The 1,229-nt window shown below is 36.0% G+C and carries 1 protein-coding gene; it reads left to right on the top strand.

All coding sequences use genetic code 11. The features are described 5' to 3' along the window. Positions 1-319 precede the first annotated feature (319 nt). Positions 320-442, top strand: a complete 123-nt coding sequence (locus ABF638_RS38015) for a pentapeptide repeat-containing protein (protein WP_435027890.1) — start codon at positions 320-322, stop codon at positions 440-442. Positions 443-1,229: the final 787 nt, after the last annotated feature.

Genomic DNA, 1,229 nt, shown 5'->3' with positions numbered 1-1,229 from the left:
AGATACACTGATTTATTTTAATTAGTGTACTTCATTAGACTGGTAAACGCTATATTCAATTTTTGACAAAATAAGTTTCATCCGGTAATGCTGATAGCAAATAAATCATCTGTGTCCTATTTTGGACAATTTTTTATTAAAATATAGCTGCTATAATGAAAATATAAAAAAAGCGACAACGCTACACGTTGCGAGGCAACCAATACGGATGCCAATGAAGTTTTAAGGCGATATGCAGCCGGGGAAAGAAATTTTAAGCAGGCAAACTTGAAAGGGATAAGCCTAATTAAAGCTTGCTTTGAGGCAAGCAGATTTTACTGTGGCAAATTTGAGAAACTCAGACTTGAGTGACTCAGATTTAGGTAGTGCCAATCTAAATTGGGTAAGCCTGAGAGGAGCAAAAATAAGCAGGGCTAATCTTAGAGACACAAAGACTACCTAAATGCTAAACATTGCGCCCTGAAATTCTGCCAAATACTTTAATTAAAAGATGGCAATAATCTGATTATCCGTTCAGATGCAGATTCTTCTGGATATACAGCAGATTTCAACTTTGTGAAGTACAGAAATACCCAACTCGCGGGTTGGGGAGATTGTACCTTATATAGTTGCAAAACGCTGTATTCCTCTATCAAAAACTCAAATATTAACCAAATATCAGATACCAAAGAATAGAATAATTGAGAAAACCGATGATATAACGATTTTGATTATCCTAAAAAAACTTGCTTGTAGCAGTTTCTCAGACATTCTAAATAATATCTTTGAGAAACACTTTACTAGCATTCTAGCAATCCTATTCATCACCACATTGGAGAGTAATTATGTCGAAGGAAAAAAAGGGCAATAAAGAAATCAAAAAGCCCAAACAAGATCCGCACAAAAAAAAGGATAAAACGGTATTTCTTGACAAATTAAATGATCATTTGCCAAAAAAGTAGTATTGATATAGAGCCAGAGAACGAGTTTCATTCATCTTGCGTTCGTCCTGTTAGTTGCAAAGACTGTACTTATTGAGATGGGCGCTACTCGTATTCAAGATTTCCGCTATCGCTTACCTAGAGTAGATTTTAGGCTGATAAGTAGATTCGACATATTTGGCAAGCGACACGAGCAGGCAAATTAGCAAGAAGTTTCCAATGAAGAGTTAACACCCGTAGTGGCCGATGGACTCATTACTGGAGTTTAGACTAAAAGCGATATGAGAGAACGCAAACCAAATGGAATTA

It is taken from the genome of Nostoc sp. CALU 1950 (assembly GCF_051172895.1).
In the GTDB taxonomy this organism is placed as follows: domain Bacteria; phylum Cyanobacteriota; class Cyanobacteriia; order Cyanobacteriales; family Nostocaceae; genus Nostoc; species Nostoc edaphicum_A.
The sequence above is the reverse complement of the archived record's forward strand: the minus strand, read 5'-3'. Positions and strand labels throughout refer to the sequence as shown.